This is a genomic window from Bradyrhizobium sp. ISRA464 (assembly GCF_029910095.1).
In the GTDB taxonomy this organism is placed as follows: domain Bacteria; phylum Pseudomonadota; class Alphaproteobacteria; order Rhizobiales; family Xanthobacteraceae; genus Bradyrhizobium.
This window is the reverse complement of record NZ_CP094526.1, coordinates 6253959-6277139: the sequence shown is the minus strand read 5'-3', so window position 1 is coordinate 6277139 and position 23181 is coordinate 6253959. Positions and strand designations below refer to the sequence as shown.

Sequence of the window (23181 nt, the reverse complement as noted above, 5' to 3'; positions counted from 1 at the left end):
GGCCAGCGCAGTGCTGTTGAGCGCACTCGAGTGCGCGCCAGATCGGAGCGGAATTCCCATCGAGACAGACAAAACCGTTCGATGGCCGGAATCTCAAACAGTCCAGGGCACTGCTGGATGATCAGGCACAAATCCATCCAGGACCGCCTCGATTGCCCGAAGGTTCTGGCTGGGTCTGGCGTCGGAACAGGCGCCAGGATTCGGCAGCACTAGCGCAAGATTGAAGATGCTTGTGGAGCGCGAGCTTGCCTGTGACGAGGTCCTGGTCGGCTTACTTCATCATCGCCTCGACTTCCGCACGAAAAGCCTGGCGCGAGGCGTCCCGTGAATAGAACATGTGCCCGCCCGGAAACACCATAAGTTTGACACGCGGTGTGGAGGCAAATGGCGGCAATTGATCAAGCACGATCTGTGATCCGAAATACGGCGTGACGAGGTCAAAAAGGCCATGCGCGACCAGCAATTTCATCTTGCGGTCCGTTGCCAGGATCTGGCGCAGCTCCGAAAGAGACTCCGGAGGGCTACGGCCGAAATCCCAAGCCGGCCGGACCGTGTCGTTGAGCAGCTCATAGGACCCATCCGGTCGCCAATTAAGTTTGCGCGTGAGGAGATCGACGGTGGCGCTGGTCAGAGGCGCCAGGAGCGTATCGCTCGAGGGATCGCCGGACAGCTGGAAATCGAACTCCGGATATGGATCGAGGCCACGCACTGAGGCGTCATAATTGCCGATTAACTTGCCGTTCTTACGGTCGAATTCACGGCGGAACTCGGCGAGCCCAAAGCGGCCCGCGAGCCTGCGACTGACCGCTTGGTCGATGCCGGTCAGCGCCGCGGCCTTGTCGGCCAGACGCGTGGTCGCTTCCTTATCCGCCTGGCCTTTGATGAGGTCGACCAGAAATTCGCCGCGAGCATAAGCTTCTACGTCGGCGAGATCGGCTCGCTTCACCGGGCTCTCGGCTTCACGCATGGTCGCGACATAGCTTGGTAGCCTTGCGACGTATTGCAGTAGGCTCGTGCGGGCAAACTGGCTGTAATCGAATGCTGGCGAGACCATGATCAGGCCCTTGATGCCTATGCCCTGCCGCGTCTGCAATTGGTGGGCAACCTTTGGCCCGCGAATGCCGCCATAGCTTTCACCCGCGAGATACTTCGGCGACAACAGCCGGTCATGCTTTTCGAGCCAGCGGCGAACCACCAGCGCGAGCGCGTTGACGTCGCCCTCAACGGAATAGAGCCGCTTGCGCACATCCTTGCCGGTCCCCACGAAACGGCTAAAGCCGGTGCCCACGGGATCGAGAAACACCAGATCGGTGAAATCGAGCCAAGTTTCTGCGTTTGGCCTTACTTCCGGCGATGTCGATGGCGTGACCTCGTCAGCATTGATTGGCAGCCGCCACGGTCCGGCATTGCCGAGCTGCAGCCAGGCCGATGATGAGCCCGGTCCGCCGTTGAAGAAGAATGTTACCGGGCGAGTGCCGCGATCGGTGCCGTCAAGCTGATAGGAGGTGTAGGCGATGTCGGCCTGCGGCTTGCCCTTATCGTCAAACAAGCGGATGGAGCCAGCGGTCGCGATGAAAGAAAGCGTCCGCCCAGGGAGCTCAAGCGTATGCCTGGTGCTGGAGTCCGGCGGCAGGCGATGCTGCTCGGTCGCCGACGGCATACTCGGCGTCTGGCCGGCGCCACCATTCTGGCCGTCCGCCGTCGTGATCTGGGTAGGCGGCGGCGGATCTGCGGCACGCGCGCTCCCCATTACACCGCAGGCAAACAGGATCACCGCAAGAGACGTGCGGTGCGGCGCGGTCAATTGCATCGAGTTGCTCCTGTCCCGACGCGCACTTTGGTGCGCGTGGCGTCTGTCAAACCAGCTCTAACCACTAGCTCAGGCCGGAAAGCAACAAACCTACTAGATCCAGTAGTCATCACCATCGCCAGATGCTCTATCAATCACGATGATAACGTGTGGCTGGTAGACGACGAACCGAATGGGCGTAACGATCGAATAGGTTGGATGAGGACAGCCAGCTACAGCCGACCCGTACGAATGTGAGATTTGGACCTGGCCCGTGGATCACCATACCGGCGGACGGCTTCTGCAATCGTCGAAAGAGAAAGACCTGACAGACGACCGCGCTCAATCACAGGTCGGAGGCCTTGCACAACGGCGGCAACCGCAGAAGCGGCCTACATGAAGCACCGCTAAACCGACAACCGCCAGCGGTTAGCACCGAATCCCCGATCGCTTGTGCGAACGGCCGCCGGACCAGAAAGCGCGCCGACTATCGTCAACCTGCCGATCGTCTTGCCGACGATCGCAGCCGTCAGGGGACCGACTACGATTGCGGAGCGTTCGTGGTGGATGGCACGTGGGCACTGATTCGCCGATTGGCGCAAAGACGACGGCCAGCCGTGCCACAGCTCGACAACCTCCGCGCCGATCGGCGGCCACTCCAAAACCTAGTCAGGGCTCATCCGGCTTGGACTGATCGAGCTGGCTGGAACGGCTCTCGCCGATAGATCGGCAAAGCGCCGTACATAATGGTTGTAGACGCGGACCGTCTGGCAGTCGTAAACGGAAGGGGACCGGCTCGTCGAGCGGTCCGAGGCTCGGACCTGCCGGTTCAAAATTAGATCGTGAGTGCCCTGGCAATCACCGTCGAATGGACGGCGATCCTTTGGCCCATGCACAAATAACGCGACCTCATCGCGGCGAGGTCGGCCCCGATGCCGCGTCACTTGGCGAAACGATTGTCCCGTCTGGGCAAGGGCGCATGCGCCATAAAGAACGTGTACAGCAAGCAAAGGTCGATCAGCATCGTGGCCGCCATGACGCCATAGGCCCATGGGCTTTCCATCAGCTTCAACTCGATCAGCACCCGCGATAAACCGAAGCCAACGACCCACGCATCGAAGCTCATGCAGATGCGGCGGAAGGTCTCCGCATCAATCCGCCGGATGACATAGGATCCCGCCGGGATACCCAGCACGACGCTGGGAACAAAAACATAAAGCAGGCTCGCGCTTTCCGAGACGAACAGGCCGAGCTTGTAATAGACGATGGCAGTCACGCTCGATTCCACCACGCGAACCAGCGCAAGGCCGGCGCGAAACTCGTTCTTGACCAAGCCCTGGTTGTTGAACAGCATCGCCAAGGGAGGGCCGGAGATGGTCGTCACGGAATAGAGGACACCCAGCATCGAACCGAACGGCAGACCTATCAGCCAGTTCGCCCTGATCGAGCGCCGCCACCCCGCCGCCTGCAGCAAGATCAGGGGCAGAATACCTAAGTAGGTAGCGAACTTCATCCAGCCCGGCTGAAGCGAGGCCAGAACATAACCACCAATCGCAATGCCCGGTAAGAGGCCGAGCAAGATGGGAAGCACCCGTTTCCAAACCGCCCGGACTCCGTTCAGATTGATCAAGAGGACGTAGAAGTTGACGAGGACCTCGATAATGACGATCGCGGGATTGAGGATACGATTGGTGTAGACAATGAGCGCAAGCGGTACTGTGAGGGACGAAAAACCATAACCGATGGCTCCGTTCACAAAGGCCGCAAAAAAGGCCGTTGCGGCCAGAAAGATCGCGGCGGCATCGAAAGGGGGCATTTCGTTAGCTTCCAGTTTCGGCGTGGCGCCGGACAATGCGTTACGCCACCAGGACGTGAGTCTTCATCAGGCTCGCAGCGGCTTCATATCACTCGCAAATCAGCTCCGGTTGGCCTTCAAAGTAGCGGGGGCTGCAGTCAAGCACCGAGCCTTAATAGGTGCGCCCGCTGCCAACTCCAGATCGATCGCAACATCCCGGGAGCCGTGCGGTGTTTCCCACTACCTGACCAGGACAACTCAGCCAATATGGGGCGATATCTTTTTTTATTGTTTGCGATCGAACCCTTTACAGCCGTCCCTCGTATCGAAATCTCCAGATCGAGCTGTTACGGCCTTCGCTGCATCGGTGACCGCTGATTTGGCTCAGCCCTCGGGATTGGTCGTCCATTCACATACGCTCCATGATGGGTCCGTCGGTCCGCTTACTGAAGGCGGGCTCTTGCCGTCCAGTGTCGGACGACCGGCCTTTAAACGGACGTATCCAAGCGCTGAGCTATACAGGCAACGTGGTCTGAGGTTGCCGAAAGCAAAAGCTTCTCCTCTGAGAGCCAATGAGGCAACGAAAGTATTGCTGTATTCGTTGAAGGAGCATGACTTCTCTCCTGGCGCGTGACCTGTCTCTTGGACCATCTCGAAGGCATCGACATCTGCTCGCAGATCGCCGATCTGCCGATCCGCTTTCTCGTGCAGCGGGATGCCGACGCTCCGTCGGTCCCATCGCGGTGGCAATTTGGACTATCGCTCGTAGGCCAATCCTATCGGCGCGTACCAGAGCGGCGTCCATCAGCTGCGCGGGGTCGGGCATCATTTTGAGCCAATGTTCGACCTGGATTGAGAGGCCGGCCGACACCAAGTCGGCACCCGGGCTACTCTGTTCAGCCGTGTTCGGTTGGAGAGGTCTTATGTCAGAAACGATCAGGCTCGCTCTGCCGCGCCTTGCCGCGACGGCGAACAGGATTCCACGTCCGTTGGGGTTGGAGCAACCAGTATGAGTCAGGAAGACGCCGCTCCATCAGCTACCAGGATTAGTTGGGGGATCCTGCTCAGGCTCGGCGGAGGAAAATCACGTGCTGCAGGCCTGGAGGCCCCTGCATGGCCGTGTAGTTCACGCCGTGAATGGTGAGATTTGTCTGCGGCTGAGACGGGTTCGGCAGGACGTTGTGCAAGCGCATTCCTTCAATGAGGTCTGGCGGCGCCCATTGGTCGCCATGCTGCCAGGGCCCGGCGAGGCACAGTGATAGATTAGGCGGGGCAGGCGCCGCGTCAGCCGGTTGATATGGCGAGCCCAAGATCGACTCCTCGAGGCTGTGCTCCCAGCATGCCGAACTTGGTTGATTGACGCTTGGCGCTGGCAAGTGAGGCATTGAAGGGCCGCTCTGCCAGACGTTTGCCGCACCCCAGCTGTCGGCTGGCAACGGGCCGGCTTGATCCACCGCCCGCCAAAGCTCCTCTGGATCGAAACTTGCACTGGCGACGGAATGGTCTGCCCCTCCGCCTGGCCAGACCCGCCCGCACCGCGGGTAGCCTCGCCGAGCTCACGATACTCTCGAAGCGCCGTCAACGCGGCCTTCATTGGACGGTTGTTCGGGAATGACTTGTTGGCGTGAGCGAGCAGCGAGTTGTGACCGAGTGCAGCAATCGTTTGGCCGGGCCCGAGGGAATTCGCCAATCTTTGAAGAACCCCAGCATAATTCTGGGCAGACGTCGATTTCCATCCATGACGCTCAGCGCCTGCCCGGACCGCAGCGTCGATGAGGCTCTTGTCGTCCGCAGAGAGTTCATATCGCCGCTCGTCAGCGGATGCGTCGGGCTCGCGATATTTGCGAACCGCCGCCAATGCAGGCCTCATGGCTGTGACGCGCGGAAAGACCTGTTCGGCATGAGCGACCAGGGAATTGTGATCGAGCGCATCAATCGTTTGACCCCGAGAGCCGAGATCATTTCCCAATTTGCGAAGAGCAATCGCATAACCCAGGCACGTCTTTTCTTTCAGAGTCCCGTGCTCGGCCTCGGCCTTGATCGCGGCCTCGATCAGGCTCCGGTCTTGGTGAGACAGATGAGGATACCGGTCCAGAGGCGGCGGAGCCGCTGCGATGGGAGCGCTATCGGCTCGGCGCGCCCGGTCCAGGTTCTGCTCAAAGTCCTCTTGCCCGGCCTGCTGTCGTTCCAGCATGGCGTGGTACATATCCCGCCACCCCGGGTCGAATGGATTGAAATTGTGCGGGTCCATTCTCACCTCGTACGTTCGCAGCACGACTAGCCAGTCTAGTCGTGCTAGCTTTCGACAAGCTGACGAGCCCGCCCTTGCGTCCGGATTCAATTTGGCATTGTGCTACGGCAGGAGCACTTGGCGCGAGGAGACTTCGTGAGTTGGACCCGGCAGGCATTGCGCGTGAAGCGGTTGCCGAACAGGGCATCGCGCTGCAGACCGCTTCATAGCCCAGACCCGGCAACCCCGCAGGTAAATGGACAGACGATTGGGGATGCCCCCATGTTGATCTCGCAAGCGTCTTATCGCGCGAAGGGCGGAAATGTTCGCAGAAGAATGATTTTATAGAACGCCCGGCTGCGCCGGATATCCGAGCAAGAGTCGGCCAGCGCTCTGAAGTGTTCCCTCGCTGAAGACCGCATGCTGGGCCACCACGAAACTATCACACATCGCACGCGCGAGATTGCTCGTCGTGTACACCGAACCGGCTCCAGCGAGACCGCAGGCGATCTTGCAAACTTCGGCGCTCTGCCGCGCAGCGTTTGTCGCGGCTAACCGCATCAGCATCGCCGTGTTCGGATTGATCACGCCGTTGAGCGCTTCGTTCCACAGCTGATCGGTGGCCTCATAGAAGAAGGAGCGGGCGGAACGCAGCATGGCTTCAGCTCTGGCCATCTCCAGTTGAACGTAGCCACGCTCCGCCATCACCGGCGCTCCAGTGATCGAGGTACGGCTTCCGGCCATGGCAATCACGTCGTCCAGCGCGGAGCGCGCAATGCCGACGCCGACGATCGCGTGCGCCTGGGCCGCGAAAACCACGGACGGATAACGGTAGATCGGCGCATCGAGCGTCGACGGACCGCCGCGGATCAAGGTCCATTCCTCCGGCACAACGACATCTTTGACAACCAAATCGTGGCTGCCAGTGCCTTGCAGGCCGATGACGTCCCAATTGGGGCGAATTGTCACCTTCTCGGCCGGAATGACGGCGATACGAGGAAGGCCATCGACTGGATCACCTTCCACCGTGATGCCGACGCCGATCATCTCCGCACCGGGCGAGCCGCTGGCGAACGGCCACACGCCATTGACAACAAAACCGCCGATGCTCCGCTTGGCGGGCTGTAGCGGGAAAAGCGCACCTGCGTAGACCACGTCGGGGCCATTCGCATATAATTCGCCAAGCGTGTCATCCGGGAGAGCAGAGAGATAGCACGCCCCATCACCGAAGCTCGCCACCCAACCGGCGGAGCCGTCCGCCTCGGAAATGCGCTCGATCAGGCGACAAAAATCGGCCGGAGTGCGCTCCTCGCCGCCGAAACGTTTGGCGACCATGGCCCGATAGACGCCAACGCGCTTGAAGCCGTCGATGATGTCATCTGGAACCTTCTGTGCGGCGCCGAACTCGTTTCGACGCGCACGGATCTCGGCGAGGAGCGTCGACAGGGTGTCCTCGGCTGCAGCCGTAATGTCAGTCTCTCGCGTGATCGTCCCTGGCGGCGCGTTCATAGCTGGTCCTCGATGGCGTGATGCGAGTGGCGCTGCTGCACTGCGTCTTGGAGCGGCCGCGCACGTTTTGTCATGGCTTCCCAATTGGCGGTTTCACCAAGCGCCAACTACGGCAGCCCACATCTGTGAACGTCTGGTCGGTGACTGCGAGACAGCCCCAGCCTGCGGATCCTTTACAGTCCTCCAGCAAACGACGTGCCATCGTTCTGGCTGCGTTTGAACGGAGGCGGGACCACGTGGTTCGGTCTCCTCAACGGGATGCTTGCGCCTCAGTGTCTGATTCAAGGCATAACGCGTCGTCAACCGGACATCGTGAATTGAATTCGGCTGGCGTGCATCCCGGCCGGGGGATCTACGCGGCGGGGTGGATTGTAAGTTGGATCGTCGCCAGCTCCGATCTCTGGGTATTGCGGGATCACTGTGACCTGCAAAAAAGCCGTCGCCAGTGTCAAAAACCTTCGCGCGGCGCAGCGGGGTCCGGCATCTTGGCGAAAGCGTTGGCCGATCAGCCGAGGGCGGAAAATAGGCACAAAAAAGCCCCGCCGAAGCGGGGCCCAAGTCTGGGAGTGAGCAGACATCGCCCGAGCGATGCATAAGCGAGTGGGTGCGTTGTCGGTGCGCAAATTTTGTACAGAATGGACTGATGTGAAGCCGACGCCTGGCAGGCGTGTTCTGGTAGCAACATAACGGTACGGTCCGTGCCACGTCCCACGATCCAGATTTGCCGCCCCCAGCGGAGATCACTTAGGAGGAGGCCGCAGGCTCGAACTGAGCCTTGGGTGGCCGATCCGGCTGGTCATGTTACCGCAGGCGGATCGTGAAGCCTGACCAAACTCGATCATCGGTTTCCTCGTCGCGACCTCGTTGCGTGCCGTCCTCGACATCGTCCGCCTGGTCAATGAAGGCGCAGGTGTCCGACCTCAACTAGGTTGGACTTTACAAAGGGGCGTTTCTGGTGGTGGCCGTGCCAGTGGGTCGTCGTCGCACAAAAACCTCCGGCCGCAGCGCGGCCGGAGGTTTGCGGACGTAGGCGTACGCGTTATTGGCGTTTGCCGCTTACCGGCGCGCCGCTGGTTGCGGAATCGCCAACTGTCCCCTTGTGCGTGGCGGTGCCGGCCGCACCCTTGGTGTCCTTAGTCGATTTCGTCGATTTCACGCCCATCTTTCCACCCGTGGCGTGAGGCTCAGGGGCCAAGTCCTCATCTTCGCTCATGCCGCCCTGGATGCTCTGCGCGCCATTGCGACCCTTGGTGTCGGCTGACGGACCTTGCGCAAGCACAGGGCCCGCAAGCAAAGCCGAAAGGGCGCATGCGATCACAGAGGTCTTCACTAACGTCATCCTTGTCTCCTGGATTGAGTGTTTTGCGAGGGAACGATTTGATGATTCCCCGCGCCATTCGCCTCGACAGACCCGTCACATCGCGTCAATCGTGCGAACGGCGCGGCTGTCATAACAATCTGCTTCGTGTGGTCATCGTTGAGTGATTTTCAGGCGATTTCGCGGAATTACTCATCTCACTTTGCGGCGGCACAGAAGTTTGCGTGCAGCAACGATCGAGAGCGTCTTGTCGTGATCACAGAGCATTCAGCTGGCGTTCACCTTGCATCGCGACGGATGGCCAGCGGGGACCTTCGTGAAGTCGGGCCAGGGCCGGTTTATCAAGCGGGGTCACCTGCGACCGGGCAACGTAAGCATAAATGTCCGCCCATCGATCAAGCGGACCTCGGCGCGCCGGGTGCAGGCTGAACCCGCGATGCGCTGAAAGGAAAGCTTTGACAGTTCATGGACCCCGCCAGGCAGGATGCTCGATCCGCGCCTCCGGCTACACGAGGGCGGCTGCGTTCAGATCCTGCGTGCGCCGCGCGCTTCTTGCGCAAACGTGCGGCCGGTCGAAGACCTACCAAATTCTGCGAGCGCGATCGGCTCCTTGGCGCCACGGAGGGACCAAGCCATTCTTGCCGCGGCAAACCAATAGTCGAGTGCTCACGCGGTTTTAGTGAGTTCGGTTGCCTTCACGTCACGACCGCAGCTCTTGGAGAGCAAGTCCAAGCTGGCGGCCAGCAGAGCGTTGGTACGATTCGTTCCAATCTGGAGCTGCGGAGACACGTTCGCGTAGGAAGCGGGATCTTCCGTACGTTTCGTGCGGTGCTCATCGGAGCATTTATCTTGGGATATGGCAGCAGAGTGCGTCTGAGCTGGTGTGACCAATATTTGCGCAATGAGAGGTTCAATTGCGATCCTAATCCGATTGGTCCATGACGCGCGGCACATAGTACCGAAGCCGCGGGGGTGATAACGAGCATCTTGCCCGACTTTCTTCGTCGCCGGAGCACACCCAAGAGGGTTTGGCGCCTTCCGGCGGCGGCGGAGATCGCAATCGACAGGATTTCCGATCGGCCGCTTCCTTTGAGGTTCTATGTGGACAAACATCCGATCAATAACAATACGGGCGCTAATGTTCGACCGTGACGGTGAATTCTGGCCTCAACTTGCTGTCTATCTCTACGCTGTGGGCGTGGCACTGTCTGTATTGTATGGCATTGGTCAACTTCTAACGACGAGCTCGCTTGACCTTGGATGAGCGGGCGTCAGGTACCTTTTCCGTATGGGGCGCACGCGACCTCAGCGAATGAGTGACGGAAGTGCGCAAACGGGATCTGCCAGCATCCGGGACATTGCAATGAACGTACCTCTTCCTCCGGGCTCTTGGCGGCAGGCAAGCAGCCTGTGACGAGGGCCTCGACCAAGGTTGGGAATCGGCTCCTGGCCGCACTGGCGCCTGCAGACTTCGGTTTGCTCGCGCCCCATTTTCGCAACCTGTCGTTGAAGCCAAACGCCCTGCTGGTTCGATCAGGCGAAGAGCTCGATCAGGTCTATTTTCCTCATAGCGGCGCCGTAACGTTGATGATCGATATGCCTGACGGCCAGACAGTCGCCACCACGTTGATCGGGCGGGAAGGCGCGGTCGGGCCGTTGCTGTCCATACTTGGACACTCGCAGTCTTCAGTTACCGCCATCGTTCGCGTGGCCGGCACCGTGTCGCAGATCTCCGCCGCAAAGTTTCGGTTCGCTTACGCGCGAAGTCCAGCCATCAGGCACGTTGTCGAGCTTCACACTCGCGCGCTCTTCCTTCAGCTGCAACACGTGGCTGCCTGCAACGCGCTGCACCCTGTGGAGGCTCGTATCGCACGCTGGCTTTTGCAGCTGCGCGATCGCGTTGCGGACGACGTCCTGCCTCTCACCCAGGAAGCACTCGCGCAACTGCTCGGGGTGCAGCGGACGACGGTGACGCTGGAGATGAGCAAGTTGCGGGCCGCCGGTGCCATCAGGTCTGACCGGCGGGGGATGATCGAGATCGACCGGCCGCGGCTCCAGGCCTCGGCTTGCGCATGCTACGCGCTGATGCGTCGTCGGATCGACGGGATGTATGCCGAGGAGGGGGCAACGTCGCGGTTTGAGTAGGCCTCACCACAAGGCTGCTCCAAGGCACCGCCTCTTTCGACGACTGGCGAGACGTCCCTGTAATCGGAACGTCGTTGCCGGAAGGTGAGGAGAGGCGATCAGCGGCCTGTCGCCTCACCCCGTTTGGCGCGATCCGCAGATGCTCGTCGAGCTTGGCAATCGCGCGTAACACTTTGGCCACCTCGCGCAGCTCGTTGCGCGTGGGACCCGGCTTCATCCGCCGTGCCCCTTCAAGAAAGTCCTTGGCCTGCAGCCGCCAAGTAGACATTGCGGTTGAATTTGCATGTCGGCCATGATGTCGGTTCCATCGCAATCGTTGACCAAGCAGAGGACTTTCCTCAGACGAACGACTGTTGGGGCTTGGCGGGGCGGCACGGCGGCAAGGTGTTCGGCTCGTCGACCCACGCGTCCTGCGCGAACCACATATGATCGGCGCGGCAGATCGGGCAGTGGGTTCTGCTGAAGAAAACTGCGCTACGCCGAAAACCCTCACGATCGATCGTGAGGCCAGTCGGGATCGCGCGTCCGGTCTGCGGGCATTTGACCATCACCATACCCATGTGAGCCTCCTTGGATTTGGTTCTCGTGATTGAAACCGTCCGATTGGAGCAGCGCCACTTTAGCTGGGTTGACACAGAGCCTTCGTGACGCTCTTCCTCATCGGCTCTGCGGTGTCCTTCGCAAGTTTCTGCGCAAGCTCCAGGAGTTCGCGGTTCAGTGCCGATGTGGTCTCGAACGACCTGCGCGCCTCAGTTGCGGACAGGATGAGGACGTCCGTCACTGATTTGCTCTCCAGGAGATGGGTGAAAAAATCGATCGCGGACGTGGTATTGGCGTTGGAGAGTTCGATGACCTTGAGGCCATAGTCAGTTACGCTTCTGGCGTTCCGTGAGTACGTTTCACGCAACGTCGCCGCCATCTCCTGCGATATGGCCTTGATCTTCCTGCAGGCGTCTTGAGCGCTGGCGATGCTCTGGGCGGCGTGTTCGCCAGTTGTGGCTGGCGACGTGGCTCTCGGGAGCGTGAACAACGACATCGCGAAGCCGTGTTGTCCATTTGGTTCGCTCTCACTCATGGCGCCGTACCTTTCTCAAGCGAATACACATCCCGAGATTGCGGTCGCAAGACTGTCGCGGAGGCGGACGGTAGTTCCGCTCCGATGTTCGGCTATGAGCTGAGCTTCAATCCAACACGGATGGCAGTATGCTCGGCCAAACTCACACTGTCTGTTGGGTTTCCGACGCTTGTCCGCAAATTATTCTTGGAGAAGTCAAGACATACAATCGTCATATCTACAGAATGATTCGAAATTGCAGATAACCGGCGCGACCTGGCGCATCAATTTGGGCAGTGTGGCAGCCACGGCCGCGTCGATCAGTTCATGATTGTGACGAGCGCCCGTGAGCTAAAGAGTTCATCATTCATCTCTGACGGGGGAGGCGTTCTTCAAACATGTACCGCACGTCTGGTCAGGGCTGAGCTACGGTGTTGGCAGGCCTCGCGCGCGAAACTGGCCGGCCCCGCGGCAGAAAGCTGGCCGAGCGGATCGTCATATCGATTGACGGGTGAGACTTGAGTCGCCATCTTGAGCGAGCGGTCGATCTCGGTTCAGCGAATGGCTCTGTGGCCGCCCTATCTGATCGACCAGGACAGAGGAGCTCTTCATGCGCCGTCTTCTGTTTGTATGCGCTGCTGCCGCGCTGGCAGCGGCCGGATCAACTTCCGCCGCCGCTCGAGATTATCCTTACTGCCTGCAGGGGCGGATTTGGGGTTATCCAGGCAACTGCCAATTCGCAAGCTACGCGCAATGCATGGCGACGGCTTCCGGCACGTACGCTTATTGCGGCATTAATCCGAGGTTTGCCTTTGCGCGCGAGCGTCGTGTCTATGGGCGGCCCTACTGACCCAAATGCTCAGCGGTCAAAGCTGGTCGAGGGCATGACAAGCCGGCCTGCATGCCGGCTCGCGGGGCAAAGCCATCCTAGTTCTGCCAGTTGAGCAAGGGGACATCACCCCGACCCGCTTGGCGGCCAGCGGCATAGATCTTGAACAACTCGACTCCAAACGCGCCGATCGCATCGGCGTCCGTGCGACAGCGTCACGATCGACCGCGGTATCGACGGACGAGCGACGAGTTGCCCGGAGGTCAACAGAACGAGAAGCGCTGCAGAGTTTCTCGCGCAACACAAGGTATGTCGAACCTGATCGGTGCGAAGAGTACCGTTGCCGTCGAGGAAGCCTCCAATCGGCAGGATCGTTAAGAAGCGAGCGTGCATGTGATGCACTCCACCTGGAGAGAACGATGGGTTGATCGCGGCCCGTTCTTGACGTTGATCGAGCCCGATGACGCGAGATGCCAAGCTTGGTTGCGCCTTGCAACATCAGGCAGCCCTTCGCGATTCTCTTCTAGAACGATGGCATCAACAGCCATTCGCCCTGCGAATCGCGCTCACGCTGGTGCCAGAGCGTTCTCGGTCTGTCGGACAACCCCATGCGGGCTTGGGACGCCGCGATGTCGTCGTGCCCCGATCATCTGCGGCGCCATGGAAAGCTCCTGAGATCCATCCGCCAGCTGTACGAAACGATCCAATCTGAGGCCGGGATCACACACTCCGCCCAGAAGCTCGATTGTTTGTACCCGACGTGCGGTGTTCGTCGGAGCATTCTTGTCTTGCGCAGGTTTTACATCAATCATGACTGAACCATGACGACAAAGTCTCCATGAAGCATCAACAATGACAGACGAGCGCGATGAGCTGGAGCGTTGCAAGCAAGAGAATGCGCGCCTCAAAGAGCTGGTTGTATGGCTATCCGAAATTGTCTTACGCGACGTCGTAAAACGCGCGGAAGAGCCGAACTGCCGCGAGCCTATGGCGCAGCGCGATTTATCGCCTCCTGACAAGAGGGACCCGGCCCGGCCCTCGTTTCGGTAGAGGCCGGGCTACTGACTGCGTGATGCACAAAACCGCTCGGCCGGAGAGGGACCATGACCGACCACGTGTCCGCCGTCGTCGACGCGCCTGCCGGTTCCAGAAATGCAGCTCGCAAACCGGTGTACGGCGCATGGCCGATGCCGCACCGGCCCTTTGCGACGCGTAAGAAGCGGCCTTTTGTCGAGAATGCGATCCTGACGAGCCTCCCCCTGCGAGACCGTACCGCGATCGGAAAATGCCTTGAGCCGATTGTGCTGAAAGAGCGCATGATCCTGCAAGAGCCGAAAGGACATGTCGAGCACGTCTACTTCATCGACTCAGGGCTCATCTCGCTTAGGGTTGCCGCGGGGGGAAGCATGCTTGAAACGGCGGTCGTGGGCTACCGGGGTCTGGTCGGCGGTTCGTTCTTGTGGGGAGGGCGTCGTTCGACGCATCAATCGGTTGTGCTCTTTCACGGGCGCGCGCGCAGGATCCCTGTTGAGGATTTGCGCCGGGTGATAAAGGGACGTCCTGTGATCCGAGATCGCCTTTTTGAGTACGTTCAAGCGCTGACGTTTCAATGCGTTCAGACGGGATTGTGCGGAGTTCGGCATAATCGGGAACAGCGGCTCGCGTCCTGGCTCTGTTTGGCGAGCGATGCTGCCGAAGCCCGCATGCTGCCCGTGACGCGTGACTACCTTTCCAACGTCTTGGGACTGGGTCGTGCAGGCGTCACGGAGACGCTGATCCGATTCGAAGAACAAGGACTAATTCGCAAGATACGGGGCTTTCTGCAGATCGACGAGCGCAAGAAACTCGAGCAAAAAGCGTGCTGTTGTTATAAGCTTGTCTCAAGCGCCTACGTCTCGTGTCAATCTGCAATCTCGGCAGAAGAACCAGTTGGTTAATCGAGGCCAAGGCGCTCTTCTTCAATTTTTCAGTTGATTGGCTTGGGTCGCGATCCGTCTCAAATGCTTGCTTAAGCGGGCTGGTGAGCTGGGCGAAACATGCGCGGCGCGAGGACGACCTTGGTGTGGTTGACGCGCGCTCCTCGCGGACGAGCCGCCCGAAAAGCTGAGACGGGCCTGGGATTTTCCGAAAATCTCCTCGAGGCCAGCGAGGTGGCTGATAGGGTGATGTTCTTGCTGACGTGGACTCGCGACGTCGTCACGAAGTACACGTCATGCTGCACACGCGAAATCCGGCCTTTTAGCTTTTGCGGAAATCTTGCTCAAGTACGAAGCCAAAGCGCGATGATCAATGATCCCAATCTCATCGCGCTTTAGGGGCATCCGCATTCGAACGGCGCGGGCAGCAGGTGCATCCTCGCGGTTATGGGCCACGATTGCCATCGCTCATGCGAGAGTTCGTCGCGTTCGAAGATCTTGGCGCCGGGATAGACCCGCCCGGCGTAAGCAACAACCAACCCCCGGTCCTGGGTCTCAACAAACGGCGTCCGAAGCGGAATCGACGTCGGGGATTTGTCGTGGAGCGAGAGTGGACTCCCGTCGGAGGCTTGAGATGGTGGCCGTCGCGGCCGATGCCTTAGTGATGCGGTGCCTTATTTGAGCATCTGTCCATCTGCCGGTCCTCTTGCCTGTGTTCTGGCTGATGTTGCGTGCAACCGAATTGCTCCAGGGAAGGTTTAAGGACCCAGCAAGACGATTATCGATGATGACAGTCACAATGTGGCGGACGTTTCAGCACGAAACGCGTCAAATATCCGCTGCGCCTTGGCGAGCGTCTCCTCGTATTCGGCCTCTGGATCCGACATCGCAGTTATCCCGCCACCTGCGTGAAACACGGCCAGACCATCGTCGATCGTGACAGTTCGAATCGCAATGTTCGTGTCCATCTGCCCATTGAAGCCGATGAAGCCGATTGCCCCGCAATAGACCTCTCGTGCCACTTGCTCGATTTCGGAGATGATTTCCATTGAGCGCACCTTCGGCGCCCCGGTCACGGAGCCGCCGGGAAAGCAGGCCCGAAGCAGGGCGACTGCATCCTGATTGTCTGCCAGCTCACCCGTAACGACGGACACGAGATGGTGTACTGAAGCGTAGGATTCGAGGTTGCACAGCGCCGGAACGTCTACTGAGTGCGGAAGGCAGACACGTGACAAGTCGTTACGCAGAAGATCGACAATCATAATATTTTCCGCGCGGTCCTTTTCGGACGCGAGAAGCAGTTCGGCGCGGCGCCGGTCCTCTACACAATCCGTAGACCGCGCACACGTGCCCTTGATGGGGCGCGTTTCGACCTGTCGTCCGTCAAGCTTGAGAAAACGCTCCGGCGAGCTCGATGCGATGGTCAGCTTGCCGTAACGCAGCAGAGCTGCAAAAGGCGCCGGGTTCAACGAACGTAGCTGGGAATAGAAAGTAAGTGGGTCGAATAGACGCGACACCCTGGCGCTGAAACGTTGCGCGATATTCGCTTGAAACAAGTCACCAGCCAGGATCAATTCGATAACGCGCTGTACTGCCGCAATGTATCTCGCGCGGCTGAAGTTCGAACGCCATGCGCCCGCTGTGCCAGGGAGCACAATTCGCGGCGACCGTGGCCTGGCCAGCAATGCAGCGAACTCATCGGCTCGACGGCGCGCACGTTCGGCTCGTCGCGCGGGATCCTGCTCTGGCCATCCGGTCGAGACGATCCAGCATCTCTTGTCGCGGTGATCGAAGCTGACGACCACGTCATAGAAGTGCAGGATCGATTGGGGCAAATGCTGACCGGCAATCGCCGGCGCCGGCAATCGCTCCAGTGTCCGGTTGAGATCGTAGGCAAGAAAGCCGGCTGCGCCTCCTTGAAACGGCGGCAGATCGGGATCGTGCTCCTGCGGATACTTGGCGAGAAGGCTGCGAAGCACTTCCCATGGGTCGCCATCCAGGGGCTCTCCATCGTAACTTGCCTGGCCGTTCTCGACCACGTAAGTGCTGAATGGTTCGCAGCTCAGATAAGAGTAACGTCCGAGCAAGGTATGCATCGCTGCGCTATCGAGAAACGTCAGATGCGGTCGGTGCGCCAGGCAGCGCATTGCGGTGACAGGCGCGATCCATTGCAATTCTCGGATGTGCGTTGAACGATTTGTCACGAAAATCACTGGCGACCGAGGCGCTTCCATTGTGAGTCCCATCCCAAAGCGAGAGCGCCGCTCGCCGGGATCCCGTAAGTCCTTGACGTCAATTGTCGGGTGGTCGCTCGCGTGTAGGCGCGGTGCGTCGGCAAAGTTGAATCATTCCTCCTATCGCCGCGTAGCGCGCATCTGTGGATACATTGTAGTCGGCCGCGAACCGCAGCTCCCGAAACGGCCTTACCAGCCTGATCGCCTGCTGGTACAGGCCGTGCGCTTTGTAGGCCGCGAGCTCCGTCTCGTTGTTGAACTCCGCATAGACCACGACGTCGATATCGTTGTCGAACTGGTCGGTCTTGCGATTGTGAGCAATCTCGATGCGGCGTGCATGCGGGATTGTGGTGAGTACCGCCAAGCCTTCGATGAGCTGATCAAGCCGAGCCTCATCCTTGGCAGCAAACAAGACGATGTGACGAATCATGGGTGAGGGAGCTTCTGTCGCAGATCGGTCAGATAACTATCTTGAGATCGACGGCTTCGCAACGCCGCTCCGGCCTGGCGCAACACGCGGGATGGCGGTTGGTGGTTCGAGACGACGAAGTGGGCGGTCGCGTTAGGAAAGATATAGTACGTATCGTACGTTTATGATGCGATTAGGTCACGACCGCTAAGTGCGGGCGCATTTGTCCGTTCTGAACGAAGTTTGCGCGCGCATAGCGAAGCGCAATATGCCAACAACACGACGCGGAGTGCGGAATTGCCCGCGCTATTCTCTGGTTCTCGTTCTCTCGGCGGCATTCGGGAAAGGCCCTTTAAGGTGCGAACGATCGCGGGTGCGGACGTCTCTGCATGGCGCTGGCATTGAGGTACGCGGCGGGGGCGGCACGGCATGGGCGAGCGTGTCGATGGTTGCCTCGGCATGTTCGCCCTGCTTGCCGATCCGCTTTGTGCAACGAAGCCAATCGTATGCCGATGAGCGACGCTGCCGCTGAGTGCCTCGATCCGACCGCACCGGCACGCTTGCTCGCGACGACCCAAACCCTGACGCATCCGGGCACGCGTCCTCGTCGCCGGACGTCAGTTCATGACCGATGACGTGCAGGCGCTGCGCGTTTTGGGACGGCGCGCATTGGATCTTCTTGCAAGTTCGTCGCGTGACAGAAGCCGATCTGCACTATCAGGATTCGATCCATCGCGGTGCTCAAAGCGACAGGATACCTGATCAACAAACACGCCGAAACCGACCAATATCGAAGCGAAGCGCACCCTGTCATCGATGTAATCAAGGTGTGCCCAATGATTCCAATCAGACCCGAATGGTGGATACACGAGTTGCGGCATCCGCAGAGAGGTGAACGCGCGAGAGAGCGAAACGTGCAGGGCCCTGAGTTGTGCCGGTTGACGGAGACAATTGTGGATCTTTCATCTGTCGTTTTGCGGCCATGAGGCCGTCATCGCGATGATGGCATCGGGCGGAGTGAGCAATGAACCCAACCTACATCGGCAAGCTTAACCGCTATGTCACGGCCTTGGAGGCCCTGAAGGACGATGACCGGCTGCGCGGGCTGAAGCCGCGCACAGGACTCGATTTTGCATCGAATGATTATCTGGCACTGGCGAGCGCGCCGCGCATGAAAGAGGCTCTGTTCGCCGCGCTTGGGGCCGGCACGCCAATTGGCGCAGGTGGATCGCGGCTCCTGCGCGGCAATTGTGAAGAGCACGAAGCTCTTGAAGCTGAAGCGGCGCAGTTCTTCAGAGCCGAATCAGCCCTTTTCTTCGGCGGCGGTTACATCGCCAATTTTGCTGTTCTGACAACGCTGCCGCAGCAAGGCGACCTACTTGTTATCGATTCGCTCGTGCATGCCAGTATCCATGAAGGCGCGCGAGCCGGTCGAGCCAAGTGCCAGATAAGCGGCCATAACGAGCCCCAGTCGGTCGAAGACACGATTGGCCATTGGCGCGCCAAGGGCGGAATGGGGCGCGTCTGGATCGTGGTGGAAAGCCTGTACAGCATGGACGGCGATTTTGCGCCGCTGAAGGATCTGATGGCAATCGCCGAACGACACGAGGCGTTCCTGGTGGTGGACGAGGCTCATGCCACAGGCGTTTACGGCAAGCAGGGGCGAGGGCTCACCGAGCCCTATGAAGGGCGAGAAAATCTCGTGGTGATCCACACCTGTGGGAAGGCGCTTGGCGCAGCGGGCGCGCTTGTCACCGCCTCCGGTGTACTGCGTGACTTTATGATCAATCACTGCCGACCATTCATGTTCGCCACCGCGCCGTCACCCCTGATGGCGGTCGCCGTGCGGGAAGCACTGTTGATCCTGCAGGAGGAGCCTGAGCGGCAGAAAAAATTGGTCGATCTGATGGAGTTCACGCACCGGGAACTCGCTTTGTGCGGCCGCCCGACCACCTCGAACTCACAGATCATTCCTTACGTTGTGGGCGACAACGCGCGCGCGATGCGGCTAGCCTCTGCGCTGCAGTCGCGCGGCTTTGACATCCGTGGAATACGGCCGCCAACCGTGCCCGTGGGAACGGCCCGGTTGCGAATCTCCCTGACGCTTAACGTCGGACAAGACGATGTATCCGATATGGTTGATGCCTTGGTCGAAGAGACGTGGGGTGACGCGCGGTGAATCCGCTGATCGTGATCATGGCGCTGCCGCCAGAGCGACACATCCTTCCATACGTCCAACAGCTCATCCAATGGCGACGAGATACCCGTGACGAGGCAGCTCAATGATGAAGCCATGCGTTGCGCACCAATGTTGTCCCGTGGGCACGGTGCGATCGACGCCTTATGGGAGGCCTGGGCTGGTAAACAGCAGCGACGTCGATAGAAAACCGAAGGAAATGGCGTTTCTGCACGTCCCCTCTCACTGATCCGCATCGGACCCCGCGTCGGAGCGCGCAGACCCCAGAACTGGCGACAAAACCCAGCGGACACGTGAACGTCGCTACCGGAGTTAACGGAGCGTCCCGATAGGACTCGACCATGAGCGGTTGCTGAACCGGACCGGCAGAGGGATGACGGCAATCGTGCAGAATGCGCTCGTGGATCCGTCCGTATCGTACGCCGGGTGTGTCGCTTTCGCAACGTCGTAACTATTCCACTCGATCGCAAGCTGTTTTTACTTCACACCCGCGGAAGTTCCGAGCTTATGGCGGGTCCAAAGTCATGGCGCGAGGTGGACCAGACCGCTTTTGGCGTCGGCGGTCCCTTCGTTTGCCTGATGCGGGAGAGCCTATCCGAATGCCAACGCGAGCATCAATCTTCCTCACGTCGGTGGGCTGGGCAGCTGTCGTGGTCGTAATCCTGCTCTATCTGGTCTTCAGTCCAGGCTGACCGCTTGATCCTGAGCAGGATGATTTGTATCGACGGCAACGGCAGATGAGCCACGAGAATATTTGCCAGATTGTCTCGCGTCGGCAAGAAACTCCATGGGGACAATGGTATCGAGCTCACCCACCCGTCCGCGTCGATGGGCTATGACTGGTCGATCTGCGAGGATGAATTCAACCACGTCGCTGAATGGATGTTCCGATGGAAGGTGGTGCTCAGACTCGGGTCGATGATGCTGATTAGTTCTTCATGCGGTAACAGTTGAGGGCCGGCCCGCCGGACTGATCCGGCGCCATTCATGACGTTATGAACGAAGCGGTCTCCGCGCCGGGTCTGTCCTGCCAGGTTGGAGTGCACTCGATATTCGGCGGCCGGTCAAATCCAACGTGCCTCGGCGCAATCTGCCGCTCCAATCAACTCTGTTGGCTAGGGCGCATTGACGGCAGGTATTGACGCCGTCGGCCGTGGCGCGAATCTATCTTGGTACTGGCCCCGCGTTGCCAACATCACTACCAAGAGTACGAGGAGGATTAAGAGCCCACGCATATCAAAGCTTACTCCTGAAGCTGTACTGTAAGTGTGACGCAGCCCACGTTCGGCGCGTTGGCCTAGGTTGTGGCGAGAAGAGCCTATCGCCACACCCAATTTTGTAAGGCCCGCAACGGGCGAGGGCTCCTCGATCGAAAACTCGGAACTCGAATATCTCCTGTCTTCGCCGCAAGAGGGTCAAAGATCTGTTCATGTGGCTGCAACACTGCGCCAAATCAAATGGTCGTTGTGCGTGGCGCGGGTGATCTTTGAGTGTGGTCGTTCGCAGTCGCGCGAAGCAACGTCCGATGTCCGCGTCAGTTCAGCATATCGACCCTGCCGGTGTCGAGCCGATAGAGGCCGCCTAAGACCTTCAGCTTGTTCTGATCAACTGCCGCGTTCAGGATGGGGGTTGCCGTTTTGAGCTTGTTGACGTTATCGATCACGTTTTGCCGGATCGCATTGGCGAACACATCGCCGCTTTGGTGGCGAGATGCCTCTACCGCGGGCCTCAGAGCGGTGACGAGGGACGAAATATGCCCCGGCGGTGGCTTGTTGTCCTTGAGCGAGTTGATCGCGGCGTCGACGGCGCCGCAACGGTCATGACCGAGTACGAAGATCAGCGGCGTATGCAGCACGGCCACCGCATATTCCATACTGGCGACGGTGTCGTCGTTGGCGAAATTGCCGGCGAGGCGGCAGACGAACAGATCGCCAAGTCCGCTGTCGAAGGCAAGTTCAGGTGCTATACGAGAGTCGGCGCAGCTCAGAACCGCCGCATAGGGATTTTGCCCATCGACCAATACTTCGCGCTCGTGCTTGAAATCGTCGCGGCGCGATACGCCCTGGACATAGCGGGCATTACCTTCCATGAGCCGCTTTAGGGCTGCGTCCGGCGAAAGCAAGTTATCCGGCTTTGGCGGCGCCTTTACGTCCTTCGCATCAACAATGCTGTTGCCAAGCAGCAAGCCGACAGCCGAAGCTGCGAGCAGCATCAGGGAACGACGAGAAGGGGAGATCGCGATCGGACGAGACATATTTGGGGAGAGGTCTGCACGCATATGGGTCATCTTATCGCGCGGCTTTGCGCCAACCAGTGGCCTCGGCCTCCGCTTCGCTGCAGAGCCAGCGCTCATCCGGTTTCTTCGTCATGTTGATTTGTCCGTAACTGAGTTGTCCGGGCAAGTGATAAACGCGCTTGCCCTTGCCGTCCACGGTGCCCTTTATCAGGCATTCGGGTGAGGGCGGGTCCGACAGCAAATCGGGTCCGAGCAGCAGTTCCTGAGCGTTGGTTGGTACCGAGCTCGCGCCGACGATGATCGTCGCTTTGTTGCGGTGACGCCAGTCCCAAGGCGCGATGAACGCCCCCGACCACAGGCCTGCATAGGCATTGCTCGCCACAACTTCATAAATATCGTAGCTATGGGTATATCGCCCCAATGAAAGTGCCCAGCCCGACCGTACCATCCAAGCGCTCACGTCTTCGCCTGCGATGAAGCAGTTGCCGAGTGACCTGCCGTACTGGTCGACACCTGTGGTATGACAGTCCCAGAGTTGGCCATTCGAATGCTTGATAAGTTCGTCGCGGGCCTTTATGCCACAGGCCCATTTCTGGCCATGGACGTCGAGGCAAATCTGATCTGTTTCCGGCGCGTCGATGCCCGAGAGCCGAATTTTGGTTTGCTCGATCTCGATCGTATTGCCGTCGATGACGCGCGCCGGGCCGCTGAGTTTTGCCGCGCAAACCGGAGCTGCGGTGACAGCGAGCAACGTCGTGATGACAACGCAGTGCTTCATCACAACAACGGTGTGCATTTGACCGATCCGCTAGTAAACACGTTCAATTCGGCCTTCCCATCGGGCCGCTTGATGGCACCATGTCTGTTATTCGGCTTGCGTTGCATCCCCATCCGGCGTCCTGCTTTGAAAAAGCGCGCGTATGAGTCCTACGCCCTGACGCAACGTGAGGTTCAAGGGATTTATTCCGATAAAGAAGTGGCTCCCTCTGCTCCGGAACCGCGACCTCGTGAATTTCGGCGCGTTCGCAAAAAAAACGCCCGGCCGCTGTTCGGCGGCCGGGCGGAAGTGAGCCCGGGAGGAGCGACGCTGTTACACATCGCGCCAACTTCCATCGGTAGAGGGAGGGCTACCGACGGCTCGACTACGGCGAGGGCATTCGCCGTAAACTGTGGTCGCGAAAAACCCGATGGCTGAGCGAAATCGGGCCTCGGATCAGTCTGGCCGACTTGGACAACGTCCCGTGAAAGTCAACCCGGCCTTTGCGTGCAACAAAGTCGGTAATGGAGTCTGTGTCTCCTTCGCGTAACCTTGGATGGCTGTCGCGTCCTTGGGAACGCCGACGACACGTCACGAGCCGGCCCATTGTCATCCGGACAAAATGTGACAGTGAACGAGCAGAGCATTCGCGTCAGATCCACCAAGGAGGTTGCCTTCATCGTTCAACCGACTTGACTGCATTGGACATTGGATCAGCGAGCTCGACTGTACGACCGCTTGGCGCCGGAAAATCGCTGGTCCG

At 59.5% G+C, this 23181-nt stretch carries 15 protein-coding genes; 5 read left to right on the top strand and 10 right to left on the bottom strand.

The genetic code is table 11. From position 1 onward, the window contains the following. Positions 1 to 271: 271 nt before the first annotated feature. Entirely contained in the window at positions 272 to 1810 is a 1539-nt protein-coding gene (locus MTX19_RS29415; RefSeq protein ID WP_280980478.1) for a peptidase S10, read from the bottom strand. A 919-nt stretch (positions 1811 to 2729) separates the two neighbouring features. Beyond that, on the bottom strand, positions 2730 to 3641 hold the full coding sequence (locus tag MTX19_RS29410; RefSeq protein WP_280985591.1) for a sulfite exporter TauE/SafE family protein: 912 nt from the start codon (positions 3639 to 3641) through the stop codon (positions 2730 to 2732). Between the two features lie 1681 nt (positions 3642 to 5322). Here MTX19_RS29410 and MTX19_RS29405 point away from each other — a divergent pair. Further along, complete coding sequence (locus tag MTX19_RS29405) at positions 5323 to 5865, top strand: hypothetical protein (protein WP_280980476.1); 543 nt, start codon at positions 5323 to 5325, stop codon at positions 5863 to 5865. 291 nt (positions 5866 to 6156) lie between these two features. Here the strand turns inward: MTX19_RS29405 and MTX19_RS29400 are convergent, their stop codons facing one another. Next, positions 6157 to 7323 (bottom strand): acyl-CoA dehydrogenase family protein, encoded by a 1167-nt coding sequence (locus MTX19_RS29400; RefSeq protein WP_280980475.1) that lies wholly within the window; start codon positions 7321 to 7323, stop codon positions 6157 to 6159. Positions 7324 to 8362: 1039 nt separating this feature from the next. Then, a complete protein-coding gene (locus MTX19_RS29395) occupies positions 8363 to 8662 on the bottom strand; it encodes a hypothetical protein (protein ID WP_280973032.1) in 300 nt (99 codons plus the stop codon). A 1368-nt stretch (positions 8663 to 10030) separates the two neighbouring features. Here MTX19_RS29395 and MTX19_RS29390 point away from each other — a divergent pair. Next, a complete protein-coding gene (locus MTX19_RS29390; protein ID WP_280980474.1) occupies positions 10031 to 10786 on the top strand; it encodes a Crp/Fnr family transcriptional regulator in 756 nt (251 codons plus the stop codon). 338 nt (positions 10787 to 11124) lie between these two features. Here the strand turns inward: MTX19_RS29390 and MTX19_RS29385 are convergent, their stop codons facing one another. Beyond that, complete coding sequence (locus MTX19_RS29385; protein ID WP_280973029.1) at positions 11125 to 11346, bottom strand: hypothetical protein; 222 nt, start codon at positions 11344 to 11346, stop codon at positions 11125 to 11127. Positions 11347 to 11405: 59 nt separating this feature from the next. After that, positions 11406 to 11861 (bottom strand): phasin family protein, encoded by a 456-nt coding sequence (locus tag MTX19_RS29380; RefSeq protein WP_280980473.1) that lies wholly within the window; start codon positions 11859 to 11861, stop codon positions 11406 to 11408. Between the two features lie 589 nt (positions 11862 to 12450). Between MTX19_RS29380 and MTX19_RS29375 the strand changes: the two genes are divergently transcribed. After that, on the top strand, positions 12451 to 12690 hold the full coding sequence (locus MTX19_RS29375) for a DUF3551 domain-containing protein (RefSeq protein WP_280973027.1): 240 nt from the start codon (positions 12451 to 12453) through the stop codon (positions 12688 to 12690). A gap of 1082 nt (positions 12691 to 13772) precedes the next feature. Beyond that, positions 13773 to 14606, top strand: a complete 834-nt coding sequence (locus MTX19_RS29370; protein ID WP_280985590.1) for a Crp/Fnr family transcriptional regulator — start codon at positions 13773 to 13775, stop codon at positions 14604 to 14606. Positions 14607 to 15379: 773 nt separating this feature from the next. On the opposite strand, the gene pabB is transcribed toward MTX19_RS29370, so the two are convergent. After that, positions 15380 to 16789, bottom strand: coding sequence for an aminodeoxychorismate synthase component I (gene pabB / locus MTX19_RS29365; protein WP_280978192.1), 1410 nt, complete (start codon positions 16787 to 16789; stop codon positions 15380 to 15382). Positions 16790 to 16877: 88 nt separating this feature from the next. After that, a complete protein-coding gene (locus tag MTX19_RS29360) occupies positions 16878 to 17249 on the bottom strand; it encodes a Dabb family protein (protein WP_280973025.1) in 372 nt (123 codons plus the stop codon). Between the two features lie 1003 nt (positions 17250 to 18252). On the opposite strand from MTX19_RS29360, the gene MTX19_RS29355 reads away from it, so the two are divergent. Further along, a complete protein-coding gene (locus MTX19_RS29355; RefSeq protein ID WP_280980469.1) occupies positions 18253 to 19407 on the top strand; it encodes an 8-amino-7-oxononanoate synthase in 1155 nt (384 codons plus the stop codon). Between the two features lie 1552 nt (positions 19408 to 20959). On the opposite strand, the gene MTX19_RS29350 is transcribed toward MTX19_RS29355, so the two are convergent. After that, entirely contained in the window at positions 20960 to 21703 is a 744-nt protein-coding gene (locus MTX19_RS29350) for a carbonic anhydrase (RefSeq protein WP_280980468.1), read from the bottom strand. Positions 21704 to 21713: 10 nt separating this feature from the next. Next, positions 21714 to 22457 (bottom strand): thermonuclease family protein, encoded by a 744-nt coding sequence (locus MTX19_RS29345; protein ID WP_280980467.1) that lies wholly within the window; start codon positions 22455 to 22457, stop codon positions 21714 to 21716. Positions 22458 to 23181 lie beyond the last annotated feature (724 nt).

What these genes read in the sequence shown, in the direction of transcription:
- MTX19_RS29400 (WP_280980475.1), bottom strand. Translation starts at nt 7,323, where the DNA reads ATGAACGCGCCGCCAGGGACGATCACGCGAGAGACTGACATTACGGCT.
- MTX19_RS29350 (WP_280980468.1), bottom strand. Translation starts at nt 21,703, where the DNA reads ATGCGTGCAGACCTCTCCCCAAATATGTCTCGTCCGATCGCGATCTCC.
- MTX19_RS29345 (WP_280980467.1), bottom strand. Translation starts at nt 22,457, where the DNA reads ATGCACACCGTTGTTGTGATGAAGCACTGCGTTGTCATCACGACGTTG.
- MTX19_RS29375 (WP_280973027.1), top strand. Translation starts at nt 12,451, where the DNA reads ATGCGCCGTCTTCTGTTTGTATGCGCTGCTGCCGCGCTGGCAGCGGCC.
- MTX19_RS29370 (WP_280985590.1), top strand. Translation starts at nt 13,773, where the DNA reads ATGACCGACCACGTGTCCGCCGTCGTCGACGCGCCTGCCGGTTCCAGA.
- MTX19_RS29405 (WP_280980476.1), top strand. Translation starts at nt 5,323, where the DNA reads ATGACGCTCAGCGCCTGCCCGGACCGCAGCGTCGATGAGGCTCTTGTC.
- MTX19_RS29355 (WP_280980469.1), top strand. Translation starts at nt 18,253, where the DNA reads ATGAACCCAACCTACATCGGCAAGCTTAACCGCTATGTCACGGCCTTG.
- MTX19_RS29395 (WP_280973032.1), bottom strand. Translation starts at nt 8,662, where the DNA reads ATGACGTTAGTGAAGACCTCTGTGATCGCATGCGCCCTTTCGGCTTTG.
- MTX19_RS29360 (WP_280973025.1), bottom strand. Translation starts at nt 17,249, where the DNA reads ATGATTCGTCACATCGTCTTGTTTGCTGCCAAGGATGAGGCTCGGCTT.
- MTX19_RS29415 (WP_280980478.1), bottom strand. Translation starts at nt 1,810, where the DNA reads ATGCAATTGACCGCGCCGCACCGCACGTCTCTTGCGGTGATCCTGTTT.
- MTX19_RS29380 (WP_280980473.1), bottom strand. Translation starts at nt 11,861, where the DNA reads ATGAGTGAGAGCGAACCAAATGGACAACACGGCTTCGCGATGTCGTTG.
- MTX19_RS29385 (WP_280973029.1), bottom strand. Translation starts at nt 11,346, where the DNA reads ATGGGTATGGTGATGGTCAAATGCCCGCAGACCGGACGCGCGATCCCG.